This window comes from Streptomyces sp. Ag109_G2-15 (assembly GCF_900215565.1).
Lineage (GTDB): Bacteria > Actinomycetota > Actinomycetes > Streptomycetales > Streptomycetaceae > Streptomyces > Streptomyces diastatochromogenes.
Map to the genome: position 1 here is coordinate 529908 of NZ_OCNI01000001.1, position 16318 is coordinate 546225.

Below are 16318 nucleotides of genomic sequence, written 5' to 3' on the forward strand. Positions count from 1 at the left end.
CGCATGGCAGCGATCGATCTCGACACGTATGTGAAGGGTGTGCTCGACGGGAAGCGGGCCCTGGTGGCCCGCGCCATCACGCTCGTCGAGTCCACCCGACCCCAGCACCGGGCGCTGGCGCAGGAGTTGCTCACCGAGCTGCTCCCGCACAGCGGCCGGGCGCGGCGGATCGGCATCAGCGGGGTGCCGGGCGTGGGCAAGTCGACGTTCATCGACGCGTTCGGCACGCTGCTGACCTCGCAGGGCCACCGGGTGGCCGTACTCGCCGTGGACCCGTCCTCCACCCGTACCGGCGGCTCGATCCTCGGCGACAAGACCCGGATGGAACGCCTGGCGGTGGACCCGAACGCCTTCGTCCGCCCCTCCCCCAGCGCGGGCACCCTGGGCGGGGTCGCCAAGGCCACCCGCGAGTCCATGGTGGTGATGGAGGCGGCGGGCTACGACGTGATCCTCGTCGAGACCGTCGGCGTCGGCCAGTCCGAGACCGCGGTCGCCGACATGGTGGACTCCTTCCTGCTCCTGACCCTGGCCCGCACCGGTGACCAGCTCCAGGGCATCAAGAAGGGCGTCCTGGAGCTGGCCGACGTCATCGCCGTCAACAAGGCCGACGGCCCCCACGAGCGCGACGCCCGCGCCGCCGCCCGTGAACTGGCGGGCGCGCTGCGCCTGATGCACGGCAAGGACGCGTTCTGGAATCCGCCGGTGCTGAGCTGCAGCGCCCGCGAGTCGTCCGGTCTGGACGTGGTGTGGGAGCGGCTGGAACAGCACCGCACGCTCCTCGACTCCACCGGCCGGCTCACCGCCAAGCGGCGGGACCAGCAGGTCGACTGGGCCTGGTCGATGGTCCGCGACGAACTCCTGGGCCGCCTGCACGCGCACCCGGGTGTTCGCGAGGCCGCCCCCACCCTCGAACAGCAGGTCAGGGACGGCACGTTGACGGCGACACTGGCGGCGGAACGCATCCTGGCGGCGTTCGAGGGAGGGCCGGCTTCGGCAGCCGACGGGTGAAGCCTCTCAGCGTGGCGCGATGTGGAAGTCGAAGGCGAGCGTCCCGGGGTCGAGGGCCGTCGCTCCACCGTCGACGGTGAGTACGGCGCCGTTGACGTACGACGCCGCCGGGGACAGCAGCCAGCTGATCGCCTCCGCGATCTCCCGCGGCTCGCCCGGCCGCCCCAGGGGCAGCAGCCTGGTCGCCTCCTCGTAGGCGGCGTCCAGGCCCCCGTCGCCCAGGTCCGTCTCCTCGGCGAAGCGTGCCATGCGCCGGTCGGCCATCTCGCTGCGCACCCAGCTGGGGCAGACGATGTTGGCACGCACCCCCTGCCGCCCGTAGTCGACGGCGACGGAACGGCAGAGCTGGAGCAGGGCCGCCTTGGAGGTGGCGTAGGGGGCGTTGCTGGTGCCGTTGCGCAGTGCGGAGACCGAGGCGACGCCGACGACCGCCCCTCGGCTCTCCAGCAGGTGCGGGATCGCCGCGCGCAGCAGGAGCAGCGGGCCGGTGACGTTGGTGCGCATCACCTCGTCCCAGTCCGCCAGGGACAGGTCACCCACGGCTCCGCCGCGCCCGATGCCCGCGTTGAGCACCAGCCCGTCGAGCCGGCCGTGCGCGGCCAGAGCGGCCTGGACGAGACTCTCGGCCGCCGCGGGATCCCCGACGTCGGCGGGATGGGCGAGGGCCCCGGTCTCCCGCTCGACGCGCCGCAGGGGTTCGGCCCGCCGACCGGAGACGACCACCTCGTGCCCCTCCTCGCGCAGCAGCCGGGCGGTGGCCTCCCCGATGCCCGTACCTCCACCGGTCACGATGACAACGCGCTTGTCCGACACCGAAGTTCAGCCCCCTCAGCCGAGATCACACAGCGCGTCCGAGCCTAGGCGGTGTCCGGGTGGGTCAGCGGCTCGGGTGGGGTGAGGTCGAGGAGGGCTGTGTAGCGGGCGAGTTGGACGGAGGCGTTGAGCATCGCGAGGCCTCGGACGGTCAGGCGTTGCCGCCAGTCGTCGAGGGCGGCGGACAGCGCCTGGGTGCCGCCGGCGGTGCGGATCTGCTGGACCACGGTGGAGATCTGGTCCAGCTGATAGCCGCCGCGCCGGAGGAGATGGGCCAGTTCGGCGTCGCGGATGTCGGGGGCGCCGTACGTGCGGTGTCCGGTGACCGGGGCGCGGTCGGGGACGAGGATGCCCGCCGCTTCCCAGTTGCGGAGCGTCGCCGCGGTGACGCCCAGGCGGTGCGCCAGTTCGCCGATGCTGAAGGTCTCGCTGCTCACCGGCGCCTGTGCGGCGGTTTCCGGGTTGGTGGTCAGGTGCGCCACAGCCTGTCCGACCACGTCCAGGGTGCCCCGGTCGCGCAGCAGTTGGGCGTGACTGCGGTCGACGGCCGTGAGAGCCGCGTCGAGTTCGCCCGTGTTGAGCGCCCTCATGATCTGCCCGCTCACGGCGTAACCGTGCGCCGGGATGAGCGCCAGATAGGCACGCAGGGCCGCCGCGTGCACCTCGGTGTAGACCCGGTAGCCGGACGCCGTGCGTTCGGCGAGCGGGATGCACCCGTCCCGCTCGTAGTTGCGGACCGCCTGGGTCGAGATGCCGTGCTCACGGGCCAGGTCGGTGGGGCGCAGGTGATCCATGGTTTGAGACTTTAGCGCAGTAATGCAGGGGCTTTTCTTACAAAGTTTCCATCGGGATTGCAGGTATACGCTTAAGCATCAGGAGCAGGGAAGTTCTGAAATCGTCTCAGCTCGGAAAGGAAATCCGGTAAATGCCAGCAGCGATCGAAGTGGCTGGACTGTGCAAGAGCTTCGGCTCGGTGATGGCACTCGACCACCTTGAACTCACGGTGCCGGAGGGCACCGTACACGGTCTGCTCGGCCCCAACGGCGCGGGCAAGACGACCACGGTCCGCCTCCTGAGCACCCTGATCAGCCCGGACGACGGGACGGCCGAGGTGTTCGGCATCGACGTGCGCAGCGACCCGCGGCGCGTACGGTCCATCATCGGTCTCACCGGTCAGTACGCGGCGGTCGACCAGTTACTGACCGGGCGCGAGAACCTGCACATGATCGGCAGGCTGTTCCGGCTGTCCAAGTCCGACAGCAGGGCGCGGGCGAGCGAGCTGCTGGAGCGCTTCGATCTGGGCCAGGCGGCCGACCGGCAGACGAAGACGTACTCGGGCGGCATGCGCCGCAGGCTCGACCTCGCAGCGAGCCTGATGGCACGCCCCAGGCTCATCTTCCTCGACGAACCGACCACCGGCCTGGACCCGCGCAGCCGCATGGCGGTGTGGCAGATGGTGCGCGAACTGGTCGCCGAGGGCACCACCGTGCTGCTCACGACGCAGTACCTGGAGGAGGCGGACCAGCTCGCCGACTCGCTGTCCGTCATCGACCAGGGCAGGGTCATCGCCGGCGGCACGCCGGACGAGCTGAAGGCGCAGGTGGGCCAGGACTGGGTCGGCATCACGCTCATCGACGGCGCCGCCCTGGAGGAGACCACGAGACTCCTGCGGGAGCGGTTGGGCACCGAGCCGGTCGCCGACCCCGAGACGCTGGTGGTCCACGCACCGCTGGCCGACGGCGGCACGCTGCCCGATCTCCTGCATCTGCTCAAGGGCTCCGGTGTCGCGATCGCCAACGTGGCGGTCCGCCGCCCCACCCTCGACGACGTGTTCCTCGCCGTCACCGGTCGCTCCGCCGAGCACAGGACCGACCAGCAGAACAGCGGGAAGGACACCAACGGGAAGGACACCGAGCGGTCATGACGTCCACGGCCCTGACCTTGCAGAGCGGCAGAGCGGACACGAAGCCGCACGGCGGAGTCTCCTGGTGGTTGTCCGATGTGTGGGAGATGACGCTGCGGAACATCCGGCACACTCTGCGCAGCCCCGAGCTGGTGAGCTTCTCGCTCCTCCAACCGGTCATGTTCATCCTGCTGTTCACGTACGTCTTCGGCGGCGCGATCAACATCGGGGGCGGACGCTACGCCCAGTTCCTGCTGCCCGGCATCTTCGTCCAGATGGCGCTCTACGGTTCGGCCGCCGGCACCACCATCGGCATCGCCACGGAAATGCGCGAAGGTCTGATGGACCGCTTCCGTTCGATGCCGATGAGCCGCTCCGCCGTACTCGTCGGCCGCACGGTGTCGGAGATCTTCCGCAACGCCGTCACCGTGGCCGTGACGGTGCTCATCGGCCTGCTCGTCGGATTCCGGTTCCTCAACGGATTCCTTCCGGCGCTGGGCGGCATGCTGCTGTTGCTGCTGTTCGGTTACGCGGTGTCCTGGTTCGGCGCCTTCATCGGTCTGTCGGTGCCCAACGCGGAGGCCGCCCAGGCGGCCGGCGCCGTGTGGATCTTCCCGTTCACCCTGATCTCCTCGGCGTTCGTGCCGACCGGCACGATGCCGGGATGGCTCCAGGCCTACGCCGCCCACAGTCCCATGACCGCGGCCGTCAACGCGCTGCGCGCACTGTTCAGCGGTGGCCCGGCGGGCAGCTACGTCCTCCAGACGATCGCCTGGTCGATCGGCCTGATCGTGGTCTTCGCTCCGCTCTCGGTGCGCAAGTACGCGGCAAGCTCCCGCTGACCCGCCGACCCGCTGTTCCGCTGACCCACCGGTTGATCGACGGTTTGAGACTTTCCAGCGTGGTTGATCCTCCTTTGAGGGGCCGTAGCGCTGGAAGTCTCAACCGGTCTTCCAATGGTTCAATTGAGACACATGAGAAAGAACCTGCACGACCTCACCGTGCCCTCGTGTGACCTGCTGGCGCTCGGTGAGCCGACCCACCAGGAGCCCGCCTTCGGGTGGGTGCGCAACGAGCTGTTCGTCCAGCTGGTCGAGCGTGGCTTCCGGTCGATCGCCCTCGAAACCGATCGCGTGGCCGCCCTCGACGTGAACGACTTCGTCCAGGGGGGAGCCGGAAGCCTCGACACGGTCCTGCGCGAGGGCTTCTCCCACGACTTCGGGGACCTGGAGCCCAACCGGCAGCTGATCGCCTGGATGCGCGACTACAACCAGACCCGGCCCGCGGAGGAGCGCCTGGCGTTCCACGGCTTCGACACCCCGACGGAGAACCACAGCGCGCCCAGCCCGCGACGCTATCTCGAGTACACCCGCGACTACCTGCAACTCGGCGTCGACCTCGCGGAACTCCTCGGCGACGACGAGGGCTGGAGCCGTACGGAGGCGGTGATGGACCCGGCCATGTCGCTCGGCGGCACGGTCGAGGCCGAGCAGGTGCGCTCGATCGCCGACGCCATGCTCGCCCTGCTCCACACCCGCGCACCGGAGCCGGCCGCGGCGGACTCGCACGCCAAGTGGCTCAGGGCCAGGACGCATCTGATGGCCGGCCTCGGCCTGCTGCGGTATCACAAGCAGTGTGCGCAGAGCCTCGAACACGCCGCACGGATCTCCCGCCTGCTGGCCACCCGGGACGCGCTCATCGCCCAGAGCCTCCTCGACGTCCGCAGTGTCGAGGCACGGCGGGGCCCGACGCTGGTCTTCGGCCACAACCTCCACTTCCAGCGCGACCTGAGCACCTGGTGCCAGGCGGACCTGGACCTCAACTGGCACGGCGCCGGCACCGTCCTGGGACCGCTGATGGGTGAGCAGTACGCCTTCGTCGCCGGCAGCCTGGGCCGCAGCGAGGCTCTCGGGCTCCTGGACCCCGAGCCGGACACCTACGAGGGCCTGCTGCAGAGCCGTACCACCGCCTGGGAGCTGACAGCGGACGTCATGGACGCTCCCGCCCGCACCCGGACCGACATCACTCCGCGCCAGGGCTACCGCCCGCTCGACCGGACGATCCTGGAGGGAGCCGACGCGGTCCTGCACATCAGCGACGGCACGGCCGCCGCCCGGCAGTCGCAGGACGCACTCCTGCCCGCGCTGGCGGTCACGTCATGATCGGTCACGGCGACGCGCCGACGGAACTGTCGGGGCGTCGGCCGGCATCTGGGTGATGTTCTCTTGGCTCGACACCGCGTGGCCCGGCTGCGGCACGCGGTGTCGTAGCGGCGCACGCCCTCAGGCGGCCGCGTTCTCCAGCACATAGCCGCGTCCCCATGCGGTCCGGATGACCAGGTCGATCGGGGACAGGCGGCGGCGGAGCCGCATGATGTGGAGGTCGAGCGAGTTTCTCGTGGGCATCGGAACCCGGTCGGCGAGCCGCTGTGTGAGTTCGTGCCGGTACACGACCTCACCGAAGTGCTCGATCAGCAGCTCCATCAATTCGGTCTGGGCATTCGAAACAGTGATCGAATGCGGGCCGAAACACAGCGTTCCGGCCGAATCGAGGGTCGGAACCTGGCGGCTGTCGAGCCGGTTCTGTAACGCCCTGACACGGGCGTCCAAATCCTCTCGAGATATGGGCGCACGAACCCAGTCCTCGAACGGATCGTTGCACACGGGAGGTCGTGCACCTCCCTCGACGACGAGAAGACGGGGCACCCCCTCCCTCCTACATCGATTCCGCAGATCCGTTTGTGCCGGCCATCGGACGAACATTACGTCGCTGTTTGCGCCAGCCACAGCACAAGCCTCCCCGTCGACGCTCATGGATTGGTCAGGTCCATGTCTCTATGCCATGTTAGGTTGTTCGGCCTGCAACCGGGAGGCGGTACCGGCCCATTCCGGCCCGCCCCCAGCGTGCGCCTTGCACCACGGCGCGCGACCTACCGGTTCATCGCCTCTCGGAGACTGCGGGGCCGCATGTCGGTCCAGCTCTCCTCCACATAGGCGACGCTCTCCACCCGTCCCGCCGGACCGAAGACAACGCGCCAGCCGGCCGGCACCTCGGAAAATGCGGGCCACAGCGAGTGCTGCTCCTCGTCGTTGACCAGCACGTAGAACTGGCCATTCTCGTCGTCGAACGGATTGATACTCACCCTAATCCTCCAGATCTCGTTCCACCGGTCAAGGGTTTGGGCCAGATCATTGCGCTGCGCGCAGAATCTGGTTGATGACACGACAGATTTCAGCCGCGTTACGCGGCCAGTACATCTCGTTGTGCGCGCAGGGGATGTCAATGCGCTGCATTCGGCCGTCGACGTACTCCTGCCACAGCACCTCGAGTTCCACCTCGAGCTGCCGCTTGTCGTGGGTCTCCGGGTCGAGGAGTGCGTTGAAGAAGACGACATCGCCGTGGTACCGCGGCGAGGTGAACCGCCGCATCTGTTCCATCTCCCCGACGAAGATGGACGAGGCCGTGGCGACCAGGGTCGGGTATTCCTCCATTCCGGCCAGATGTCCCATGTAATTGGCCAGGAATCGGCGCACCATGGCCTCGTCGAGCGCTTCGAGATCGGCGAAGTGGCTGGAGGGCGCGGCGTCCAGCAGGGCCAGGAGCGCCACCTCGTGTCCGCGGCGCTGCAGTTCGGCCGCCATGGCGTGCGCCAGGGTGCCGCCGAAGGACCAGCCCAGCAGGTGGTAGGGGCCGCTCGGCTGGACCTCCAGCACCTGCGCCAGATAGTCGTCGACCATCTCCTCGATGGAGTTCGCCGGCGGTGTGGTGCCGTCGAAGCCGCGCGCCTGGATGCCGTAGAGCGGCCAGGACGGGTCGATGTGCCGGGCGAAGCCCAGGTAGGGCCAGCTCAGCCCGCCGCCCGGGTGCAGCCACCACAGCGGGGGCCTGTCCCCCTCGGTGCGGATCGGCAGCAGTACGGCGAACGGGTCCTCGAAGCCCACCTGTGTGTCCGCGGACAGCTGCGCCGCCAGCTCGGCCACCGTGGGGTACTGGAACACCGTCCGGATCGGCACGTCCACGCCCAGCTTCTCGTGGATCTGCCAGACCAGGCGGGTCAGCCGCAGGGAATGGCCGCCGCAGGCGAAGAAGTCGTCGTCGATCCCGATCCGGTCCAGGCCCAGCACCTCGGCGAAGAGTCCGGCGAGTTCCTCCTCGCGCGGTGTGCGCGGGGCGCGGTAGTCGCCGCCGGTCGGGTCGGGCTCGGGCAGCGCGGCGCGGTCCACCTTCCCGTTCTCGGTGAGCGGCAGCCGGTCGAGGACGATGATCTCGCTCGGCATCATGAACTCCGGGAGCCGGCCCGCGAGTTCCTCCCGCAGCCGCGAGGGCAGCCGGGACACACGGCGGGACACCGCGGGAACGTTCACCAGACGGGACGAGGGGGCGTCGGCCGGCCGGTAGACACCGTCGCAGCAGAGGGCGTCGACGTCGGGCAGTACGACCGCCTCGAAGCAGTCCGCCGCCTGGGCCGACCAGGTGCAGTACACCGCGAGCCCTCGTGCGGCGCCCCACGCCTCCAGCTCGGCCGGGTCGAGCGTGCCCCCCGACTCGACCGGGGCGCCCCACTCACCGGCCAGCCTGGCGTTGGGGATGCGCGTCAGGCGCAGTTGGCCGCCGTGCCGGGCCAACGCCGTCTCCACGTCGGCCGGTTCCCGTACGTCCGCTCCCCAGACCACCGTGGGCAGGTCCGCCAGGTGCAGGGAACGGGTGGGCTCCTTGTGCAGTACCACCTCGTAGCGGTGGCGGGTCAGCTCGTTGTGGTGGCTGCCCTGCTTGAGACGGATGTCGGCGGCTACGGCCTCCGGACGCGCCCCGGCCCAGCGGGTGAAGTAGCCCGGGTCGACGACCAGTTCCTTCTCGCCCAGCACCGCCCGCTCGACGGCGGCCCGCACGGCCGCCGGGCCGTCGTCCGGTTGCCGGGAACGGTGGACGGCGGCGCTGAACATCCGCAGGGTGCGGTAGTTGCGGACGTCACCGATCACGATGCGTCCGCCGGGCGCGAGCCGGTCCATCGCGAGGTCGAGCACCCGGCTGAGGTAGTCGGCGTCCGGGAAGTACTGCACGACCGAGTTGAGGATCACCGTGTCGAAGAACCCCGTCGGCAGGCCGTCCGGGTCGTCGGCCGGCTGGCAGCGCAGCGACACCTTGTCCGAGAGCCGCCGGTCGGCGCCGACCTGGGCGCGCAGCCGCTCGATGACGGGGGCGGAGAAGTCGGTGCCCCAGTACTCCTCGGCCTCCGGCGCCAGCGGTCCCAGCAGCAGGCCCGAGCCGACGCCGATCTCCAGCACCCGGCGCGGCCGCAGGGCGCGCACCCGCCCGAGCACGGCCTCGCGCCAGGCCCGCATCTCGGGCAGCGGGATGGGCCGGCCGGTGTAGGAGCTGTTCCACCCGGTGAAGTCCTCGCCGACCCCGCCCGGGTCCACCGCTGTGCCGCCGTACATCTCGTCGTAGATCTCACGCCACTCGCCGACCTGCTCGACCGCGTCCCGGCCGGTGGAGGCGGACGCGTCGGGCACCACGTAGGCGACCATGCTGCGTTCACCGAGGCGGTCCCGGCGTACGGCGACGACCGCGTGCGCCACGCCCTCCCGCTCCCGCAGCACCGCTTCGAGTTCGCCCGGCTCCACCCGGAAGCCGCGGAGCTTGATCTGGTCGTCGGCCCGGCTCACGTACTGAAGGCTGCCGGCCGTGTTCCAGCGCACCAGGTCGCCGGTGCGGTACATGCGCGCCCCGGGCGGCCCGAACGGGTCGGCGACGAACCGCTCGCCGGTCAGGCCCGGCCGGCCCGCGTACCCGAGGGCCACTCCGTCGCCCCCGATGTACAGCTCACCCACCACACCGGTCGGCACCGGCCGCAGCCGCTCGTCCAGGACCAGCAGCCGGCTGCCGTCCATGGGCTCGCCGATCGGCAGCGGGTCGGTGCACCGGTCCACCGAGGACACCCGGTACCGGGCGGCGAACGTGGTGGTCTCCGTCGGGCCGTACCCGTTCACCACGGTGAGGCCGGGACAGGTGTCGAGGACCCGGCGGACCGCGGTCGGCGAGAGCACGTCACCGCCCGCCCACACCTCCGCGACGTGCGTGAAGCACTCCGGGTGCTGCTCGGCCATCACGGCGAAGAGCCCGGCGGTCAGCCACAGCCCGGTCACCGCCCGCTCGGCGACGACCCTGGCCAGCTCCGCGGTGTCCGGCCTTCCGGCGCGTGCCACCACAGCGGTGCCACCCCCGAGCAGCGGCACCCACAGCTCGTACGTCGACGCGTCGAAGGTGTGCGGTGAGTGGACCAGGACGCGGCGGTGGGCACCGGTGGCCCAGCAGGCGTCGAGCGCGAGGTCGACCACGTTCCGGTGGGTCACCTCGACACCCTTGGGGCGGCCGGTGGAGCCGGAGGTGTACATCACGTACGCGACACTGTGCTCCCCGACGCCGTCGGCCTCCAGCGGCGAGTCCGGACACCCGTCGAGGTCCTCGGCGGCGAGACCTTCGTCCACTACGACGGTGGGGGTGAGGTCGGTGACCATGAACTCGATGCGCTCGGGCGGATAGGTGGGGTCGACCGGCACGTAGGCGGCGCCCGTCTTCAGCACCCCGAGGATCGCGGCGACGAGCAGGGGCGAGCGTTCGAGTACGAGCGCCACCCGGGTGTGCGGGCGGGCGCCGCGTGCCCGGAGGTGGTGGGCGATGCGGTTGGACCAGCGGTCCAGTTCGGCGTAGGTCCAGCTGGACGCGCCGTCCGCGGAGACCAGAGCGGTCGCGTCCGGGGTCGCGGCGGCCGTTGCGGCGAACCGCTGGTGAACGGTGCCGGCCCCGAACCCGGCGTCCCGGCCCTGGCCGCCCCACCGTTCCAGCGCCGCACGCTCGCCGTCGGCGAGGATGTCCACGGCCCCGATGGGTGTGTCCGGGGCGGCGACCACCTGGCGCAGGAAGTGCAGCCATCGGTCGAGCATCGTGGTGATCGTCCCGGCGTCGAACAGCTCGGTCGCGTACTCCGCGAACCCCTCGATCCGGGCCGGCGCGCCGGCGTCGTCCCGTTCGGTGAGGCTGATGAACAGGTCGAAGCGCGAGGTGCCCATGCTGAAGGGTTCCTCGGACACCACCAGGCCCGGCAGGGCGAACTCCGGCCGCGCGTTGTTCTGCAGCGCCAGACACACCTGGAAGAGCGGGTGGTGGGCCGGCGAGCGCACCGGGTTCAGGACCTCGACCAGGTGCTCGAAGGGAATGTCCTGGTGGTCGTACGCGGCGAGGCTCATCTCCCGTACTCGGCTGACGAGTTCGGCGAAGCCCGGGTCGCCGGAGGTGTCCGCGCGCAAGACCCAGGTGTTGACGAAGAAGCCGACCAGACGGTTGAGCGCCTCGTCGGTGCGTCCCGCGATCGGCGAACCGATCGGCACGTCCGTGCCCATGCCCAGCCTGGTGAACATCGCGGCCAGCCCCGCCTGCAGCACCATCGAGACCGTCGCACCGGTCTCCCGGGCCAACCGCCGCACACCCTCAGTGAGTTGCTCGTCGAGTTCGAGCGGCACCAGATCACCGGCGTACGACGCCACAGCGGGCCGTGAGCGGTCGGCAGGCAGGTCGATGGACTCAGGCAGGTCGGCCAAGTGGGTTGTCCAGTAGTCCAGTTGACGCCGGTACAGGCTCCCCGGGGTGTCACTGTTCCCCAGCAACTCCCGCTGCCACAGCGTGTAGTCCGCGTACTGCACCGGCAGCGGTTCCCACTCCGGCTGCCGGCCGTCACGGCGGGCCTCGTAGGCCGCGGTCAGGTCCTGCGCGAGCGGCAGAGCCGACCAGCCGTCCGCCACGATGTGGTGCGCGCCGATCAGGAACACCGACTCCAGCTCGCTGATCCGGAACAGCCAGGACCGGATCGGGATCTCGGCCGCCAGGTCGAACGGCAGACGCGCCGCTTCCCGCAGAGTGTCGGGGAGTTCGGCCTCGGTGACCTCGCGTTCCTCCCAGGGCACCTGGATCGCGGTCGGCTCCAGGATCTGCTGGTACGGCTGCCCGTCCGCCTCACCGAAGACAGTGCGCAACGACTCGTGCCGCACCACGACGTCGTGCACGGCCTGGCGCAGTGCGGCCGTGTCGAGGTCACCGCGCATCCGCAGGGCCAGGGAGACGTTGTACGTCGCCGACGGCCCCTCGAACCGGTGGATGAACCACAGCCGCTGCTGGGCGAAGGAGACCGGAAGCCGCTCCGGCCGGTCCTGGGGCAGCAGGGGCGGGCGGACCGTTCTCAGAGACGTGAGGTGTGCCGCCAGCTCGGCGACCGTGGGTGCCTGGAAGACGATCCGGATCGGGATCTCCACGCCGTGCTCGGCTCGGATACGGCTGACCAGCTTGGTCGCCAGCAGCGAGTGACCGCCGATGGTGAAGAAGTTGTCGTCCACCCCGACCCGGTCGAGTCCGAGCACCGCGGCGAACAGCGCGCACAGCGACTCTTCCTCCGGTGTCGACGGAGCGCGGCCGCTGCTGCCCGCCGAGTAGTCCGGCACGGGCAGCGCGCGCCGGTCCGGTTTGCCGTTGTCCGTCAGCGGCACACTGCCGATCGGCACGATCGCGGACGGCACCATGTACTCGGGCAGGGTCTCGCGGAGGTGCGCGCGCAGGGTGGGCAGCAGCGCGGTGACGCCGCTCGCGACCGCGGGATTGTTGACCGGCGCCCGGTCCCCTTGCCCTGGCACGTACGACCCGGTCAGGATCCGGCCGGCCACCGGGCCGTCCCGGAAGACGAGCACGTCCACCTGGTCGACCGCGGTCGCCGAGAGCGTCACGAGCGCTTCCCATCCGTGCCGCTCGGCCCACGTGCGGATCGCGGGCGGGTCCAGCGGCGGGACCGTCGGCGCGCCGGAGTCCTCCTGGCCCAACTCGCGTGCTGCCGCGGCCTCTTCGGTCAGGCGCGCGTTCGGGACGCCGGTGATGCGTACGACTGCTTCGTCGTGGTCGGTGAGGCGATCGAGGTCTCCGTCCCACACCAAGGAGGGGACGGCCGCCAAGGACAACACGTCACCCGACTTGTGCAGCACGACCTCGTAGCGGTGCCGGGTCAGCTCGTTGTGGGCGCTGCCCTCCTTGACCCGCACGTCGACGGCGGCTCCCCCGGCACGGTCGGCCCAGCGCAGGAACCACTCCGGGTCGATGACGAGTTCCTTCTCCAGCAGCACCGCCTGCTCCACCGCGCTGGCCAGCACGGCCGGTGTGGCATCCGGGTGCTTGGCCCGCTGGACGCCCGTCTGCAGGACCCGCAGGGACGCCGCCCGCCGGATGTCGCCGAGGACGATCCGGCCACCCGGCGCGAGCAGTTCCCAAGCGCCGTTCAGGACCTGCTCCAGGTACCGCTCGTTCGGGAAGTACTGCACGACCGAGTTGACCACCACGGTGTCGAATCGGCCCCGGGGAAGTCCCGAGAGGTCGTCGGCCGCCCGGCACCGCAGCTCGACCCGCTCCGCCAGGCCCGCCTCCGCCACCTGCTGCCGCAGCCGCTCGATCACCTGCGCCGAGAAGTCCGTGGCCCAGTACTCCTCCACCCGCCCCGCGATATGTGCGAGCAGCAGACCCGAGCCGACACCGAGTTCAAGGACCCGCTTCGGCGACCAGCACAGCACGCGGTCCACCGCCGCATCCCGCCAGGCACGCATCTCCTCCAGCAGGATCGGCTCACCGGTGTACGAGCTGTTCCACCCGACGAAGTCCTCGCCGAACTCGCGGTCACCGGCGTCCAGATAGGCGTGGTCGTAGACCTCCTGCCACTCGCCGACCTGCTCGTCCGCCCCGCCCGCGCTGTCCACGGCTTCGGGGTCGGCGACGACGTACGCGACCAGGCGCAGGTCGCCCGGCTGATCCTCCCGCGCGGTGACGATGGCCTGGCGGACAGCCGGATGGCGGGCCAGGGTGTGCTCGATCTCGCCGGGTTCGATGCGGAATCCACGCAGCTTGACCTGGTTGTCGGCGCGGCCGAGGAAGCAGATGTTCCCGTCCGGGAAGAAGCTGGCCCGGTCACCGGTCCGGTAGAGCCGGTCACCCTCCCGCTCGCTGAACGGATCGCGGACGAAGCGCTCCGCCGTCAGATCCGGCCGGTTGACATAGCCGACGCACAGGCAGTCCCCACCGATGTACAGATCGCCCTCGACACCGACCGGACACGGCTCCATGTCCTCGTCGAGGACGTAATAGCGCGCGTTGTCGATGGGACGGCCGTAAGGAATGCTGCGCCAGTCCGGGTCGATCTCGCGCACGCGGAAGTAGTTGGACCACACCGTCGCCTCGGTGGCGCCGCCGAGGCTGATGATCTCGGCGCCGGTGAAGACCCTGCGGACCTCGTCCGGCAGGGACAACGGCGTGTAGTCACCGGAGAGGAAGACCAGGCGGAGGTCGTCGGTTCCCTCGTACCCGGTGTTCCCGGAGAGCAGGGAGGCCACCTGGTTGAGGGTGGTGGGCACCGAGTCCCAGAAGGTGATCGGCTCGGTGAGCAGAACGTCGAGCAGGAGCTGGGGGTCGCGTTGCTGGCTGGCGTCCGCGATGTAGAGGCCGCCGCCGCAGCCCAGGAGACCGAAGATGTCGAAGACGGAGAGGTCGAAGCCGAGCGAGGTGACACACAGGGCCACGTCGTCGGAGCCGAAGTCGAAGGTGCGGTAACACCAGTTGAGCAGGTTGTGCACCGGGCGGTGGGTGACCTCGACGCCCTTGGGCTTTCCGGTGCTGCCGGAGGTGAAGATGATGTACGCGGTGTTGTCGGGTCCGGCGACCGGTTCCGGATCGGGAAGCGCCGCCTGTGTCGCCTCGGCCCCGTCCACCTCGATGACCTCGACGCCTTCCGGGACTGCCCACCGTTCGGTGTCCGAGGTGGTCAGCACCGTGGTCGCTCCGGCGTCGGCGAGCATGTCGGCGACGCGCTCGGCCGGCAGTGACGGTTCCAGGGGCAGGTAGGCGCCGCCGGCCTTGAGCACGCCGAACACCGCGGCGATCATGATCGGGCCGCGGCGGATGCCGACCCCGATGACGGTCTGTGGGCCGACGCCGCGTTCCTTGAGGTCCCAGGCGATCCGGTTCGCCCGCTGATTCAACTCGCCGTAGGTCATGGTTCCGCCGGCCCAGCGCAGCGCGATCGCGTCCGGCCGTAGTCTCGCCTGCTCCTCGAAGAGCAGGTGAACCGGGCCCGGGCAGGGGAAGTCACGGGCCGTGTCGTTCCACTCGACCAGGATCTTGTGGCGCTCATCCGCGTCGAGCGCGCCCGACGGCAGTACGGACGCGGTGCCGTGCTCCCGCTGTGCTTCGGCCGGTATCTCGAGCGCGCCGACGGTGGCCTGCGGGTCGGCCACCACCTGCTCCACCACCCGCAGGAACCCCGCCGCGAATCCCTCCACCGTCGAACGGTCGAAGAGGTCGGTCGCGTACTCGATCTCCCCCACGACGGATCCGCCGGCCTCGTCCGGCGCCAGGTTGAAGAACAGGTCGAACTTCGCCGAGCCCGTCGGGACGGGCTCCATCGACACCGCCACACCGGGCAGATCCAGCTCCGGTCGTGCGTTGTTCTGCCACGCGAGCACGACCTGGAACAGCGGGTGATGGGCGGTCGACCGCTCCGGCCGCAGCAGCTCCACCAGCCGCTCGAAGGGCACGTCCTGGTTGTCGTAGGCCGCGAGCGCCTTCTGCCGGACCTGTTCCAGCACCCAGTCGAAGGACCGGTCCGCGGTCACCCGGACCCGCAGTGCCCAGGTGTTGACGAAGAACCCGATGAGATCGCTCAGGGCCTCGTCCGTGCGGCCCGCTATCGGGGCCCCGACCGTGATGTCCTCGTCGCCGCCCAGCCGGTGCAGCAGCATCACCAGCGCGGCCTGGAACACCATCGACACCGTCACGCCACGGGCCCGCGCCAGATCCTCGACCCGCGCCCGCACCTCGCTCGGGAGCCCGATCTCCACGGAGTCGCCGAGGAAGCTCGCCACTTCGGGTCGGGGCCGGTCCAGGGGCAGCGACAGCGGCCGCGAGACCCCCGCCAACTCCTCGCGCCAGTAGCCCGCCTGGACCGACAGGACGCTCTCCGGATCGGACTCGTCCCCGAGCAGTTCCTGCTGCCACAGCGCGTAGTCCGCGTACTGCACGGGCAGCTCGGACCATTCCGGAGCGTTCCCGGCCACACGCGCCCGGTAGGCCGTCGAGATGTCCCGGGCCAGCGGCGCCAGCGATCCACCGTCACCGGCGATGTGGTGAATGACCAGCACCAGCACGAATTCCTGGTCACCGCACTGCACGACGGAGCCCCGCAGGGGTACGTCGACGGACAGGTCGAACCAGCTGCCGGCCACCGACGACACCACACCCGGCACCCGGTCGGGCGCCACCCGGCCCCAGTCCTGCCAGGGCAGCTCGATCTCGGCGGGGTCGAGGATGCGCTGGTACGGCTGTCCGTCCACGTCGTCGAAGACTGTCCGCAGGACCTCGTGGCGGACCATCACGTCCTGGAACGCCGTACGTAACGCGGCCGTGTCGAGCGCTCCGTGGAACCGCAGGAGCAGCGGGATGTTGTACGTCGAGGACGGGCCCTCGAAGCGGTTGATGAACCACATCCGCCGCTGCGCGTAAGAGAGGGGAATCATG

The 16318-nt window shown here is 70.2% G+C and carries 9 protein-coding genes; 4 read left to right on the forward strand and 5 right to left on the reverse strand.

What is annotated here, in order from left to right:
* Positions 1 to 3 precede the first annotated feature (3 nt).
* Positions 4 to 1008 (forward strand): methylmalonyl Co-A mutase-associated GTPase MeaB, encoded by a 1005-nt coding sequence (gene meaB, locus CRP49_RS02210; protein WP_097251919.1) that lies wholly within the window; start codon positions 4 to 6, stop codon positions 1006 to 1008.
* A 6-nt stretch (positions 1009 to 1014) separates the two neighbouring features.
* On the opposite strand, the gene CRP49_RS02215 is transcribed toward meaB, so the two are convergent.
* Both CRP49_RS02215 and CRP49_RS02220 read right to left on the reverse strand, forming a co-directional pair.
* Positions 1015 to 1821 (reverse strand): SDR family NAD(P)-dependent oxidoreductase, encoded by an 807-nt coding sequence (locus CRP49_RS02215; protein WP_097251920.1) that lies wholly within the window; start codon positions 1819 to 1821, stop codon positions 1015 to 1017.
* Positions 1822 to 1865: 44 nt separating this feature from the next.
* Positions 1866 to 2615: a TioE family transcriptional regulator gene (locus CRP49_RS02220; protein WP_097251921.1), complete on the reverse strand. Its 750-nt coding sequence runs from the start codon at positions 2613 to 2615 to the stop codon at positions 1866 to 1868.
* Positions 2616 to 2746: 131 nt separating this feature from the next.
* Between CRP49_RS02220 and CRP49_RS02225 the strand changes: the two genes are divergently transcribed.
* The 3 genes from CRP49_RS02225 to CRP49_RS02235 all read left to right on the forward strand — a co-directional run bounded on the left by CRP49_RS02225 (position 2747) and on the right by CRP49_RS02235 (position 5886).
* The gene (locus CRP49_RS02225; protein ID WP_097251922.1) at positions 2747 to 3745 is read left to right on the forward strand and encodes an ATP-binding cassette domain-containing protein; all 999 of its coding nucleotides are present in this window, start codon (positions 2747 to 2749) and stop codon (positions 3743 to 3745) included.
* Positions 3742 to 4566: an ABC transporter permease gene (locus tag CRP49_RS02230; RefSeq protein WP_097251923.1), complete on the forward strand. Its 825-nt coding sequence runs from the start codon at positions 3742 to 3744 to the stop codon at positions 4564 to 4566. The genes CRP49_RS02225 and CRP49_RS02230 overlap by 4 nt, the downstream gene beginning before the upstream one ends.
* A gap of 132 nt (positions 4567 to 4698) precedes the next feature.
* Positions 4699 to 5886, forward strand: coding sequence for an erythromycin esterase family protein (locus CRP49_RS02235; RefSeq protein WP_097251924.1), 1188 nt, complete (start codon positions 4699 to 4701; stop codon positions 5884 to 5886).
* 120 nt (positions 5887 to 6006) lie between these two features.
* Here the strand turns inward: CRP49_RS02235 and CRP49_RS02240 are convergent, their stop codons facing one another.
* From CRP49_RS02240 to CRP49_RS02250, 3 genes are all read right to left on the reverse strand, one after another.
* Complete coding sequence (locus CRP49_RS02240; protein WP_244201831.1) at positions 6007 to 6387, reverse strand: winged helix-turn-helix domain-containing protein; 381 nt, start codon at positions 6385 to 6387, stop codon at positions 6007 to 6009.
* Between the two features lie 266 nt (positions 6388 to 6653).
* Positions 6654 to 6866 carry an MbtH family protein gene (locus tag CRP49_RS02245; RefSeq protein WP_097251925.1) on the reverse strand — a complete coding sequence of 71 codons (213 nt, stop codon included), beginning with the start codon at positions 6864 to 6866 and terminating at the stop codon, positions 6654 to 6656.
* A gap of 46 nt (positions 6867 to 6912) precedes the next feature.
* A complete protein-coding gene (locus CRP49_RS02250; RefSeq protein ID WP_097251926.1) occupies positions 6913 to 16317 on the reverse strand; it encodes a non-ribosomal peptide synthetase in 9405 nt (3134 codons plus the stop codon).
* Position 16318 lies beyond the last annotated feature (1 nt).

What these genes read in the sequence shown, in the direction of transcription:
- CRP49_RS02250 (WP_097251926.1), bottom strand. Translation starts at nt 16,317, where the DNA reads ATGATTCCCCTCTCTTACGCGCAGCGGCGGATGTGGTTCATCAACCGC.
- CRP49_RS02230 (WP_097251923.1), top strand. Translation starts at nt 3,742, where the DNA reads ATGACGTCCACGGCCCTGACCTTGCAGAGCGGCAGAGCGGACACGAAG.
- CRP49_RS02235 (WP_097251924.1), top strand. Translation starts at nt 4,699, where the DNA reads ATGAGAAAGAACCTGCACGACCTCACCGTGCCCTCGTGTGACCTGCTG.
- CRP49_RS02220 (WP_097251921.1), bottom strand. Translation starts at nt 2,615, where the DNA reads ATGGATCACCTGCGCCCCACCGACCTGGCCCGTGAGCACGGCATCTCG.
- CRP49_RS02225 (WP_097251922.1), top strand. Translation starts at nt 2,747, where the DNA reads ATGCCAGCAGCGATCGAAGTGGCTGGACTGTGCAAGAGCTTCGGCTCG.
- meaB (WP_097251919.1), top strand. Translation starts at nt 4, where the DNA reads ATGGCAGCGATCGATCTCGACACGTATGTGAAGGGTGTGCTCGACGGG.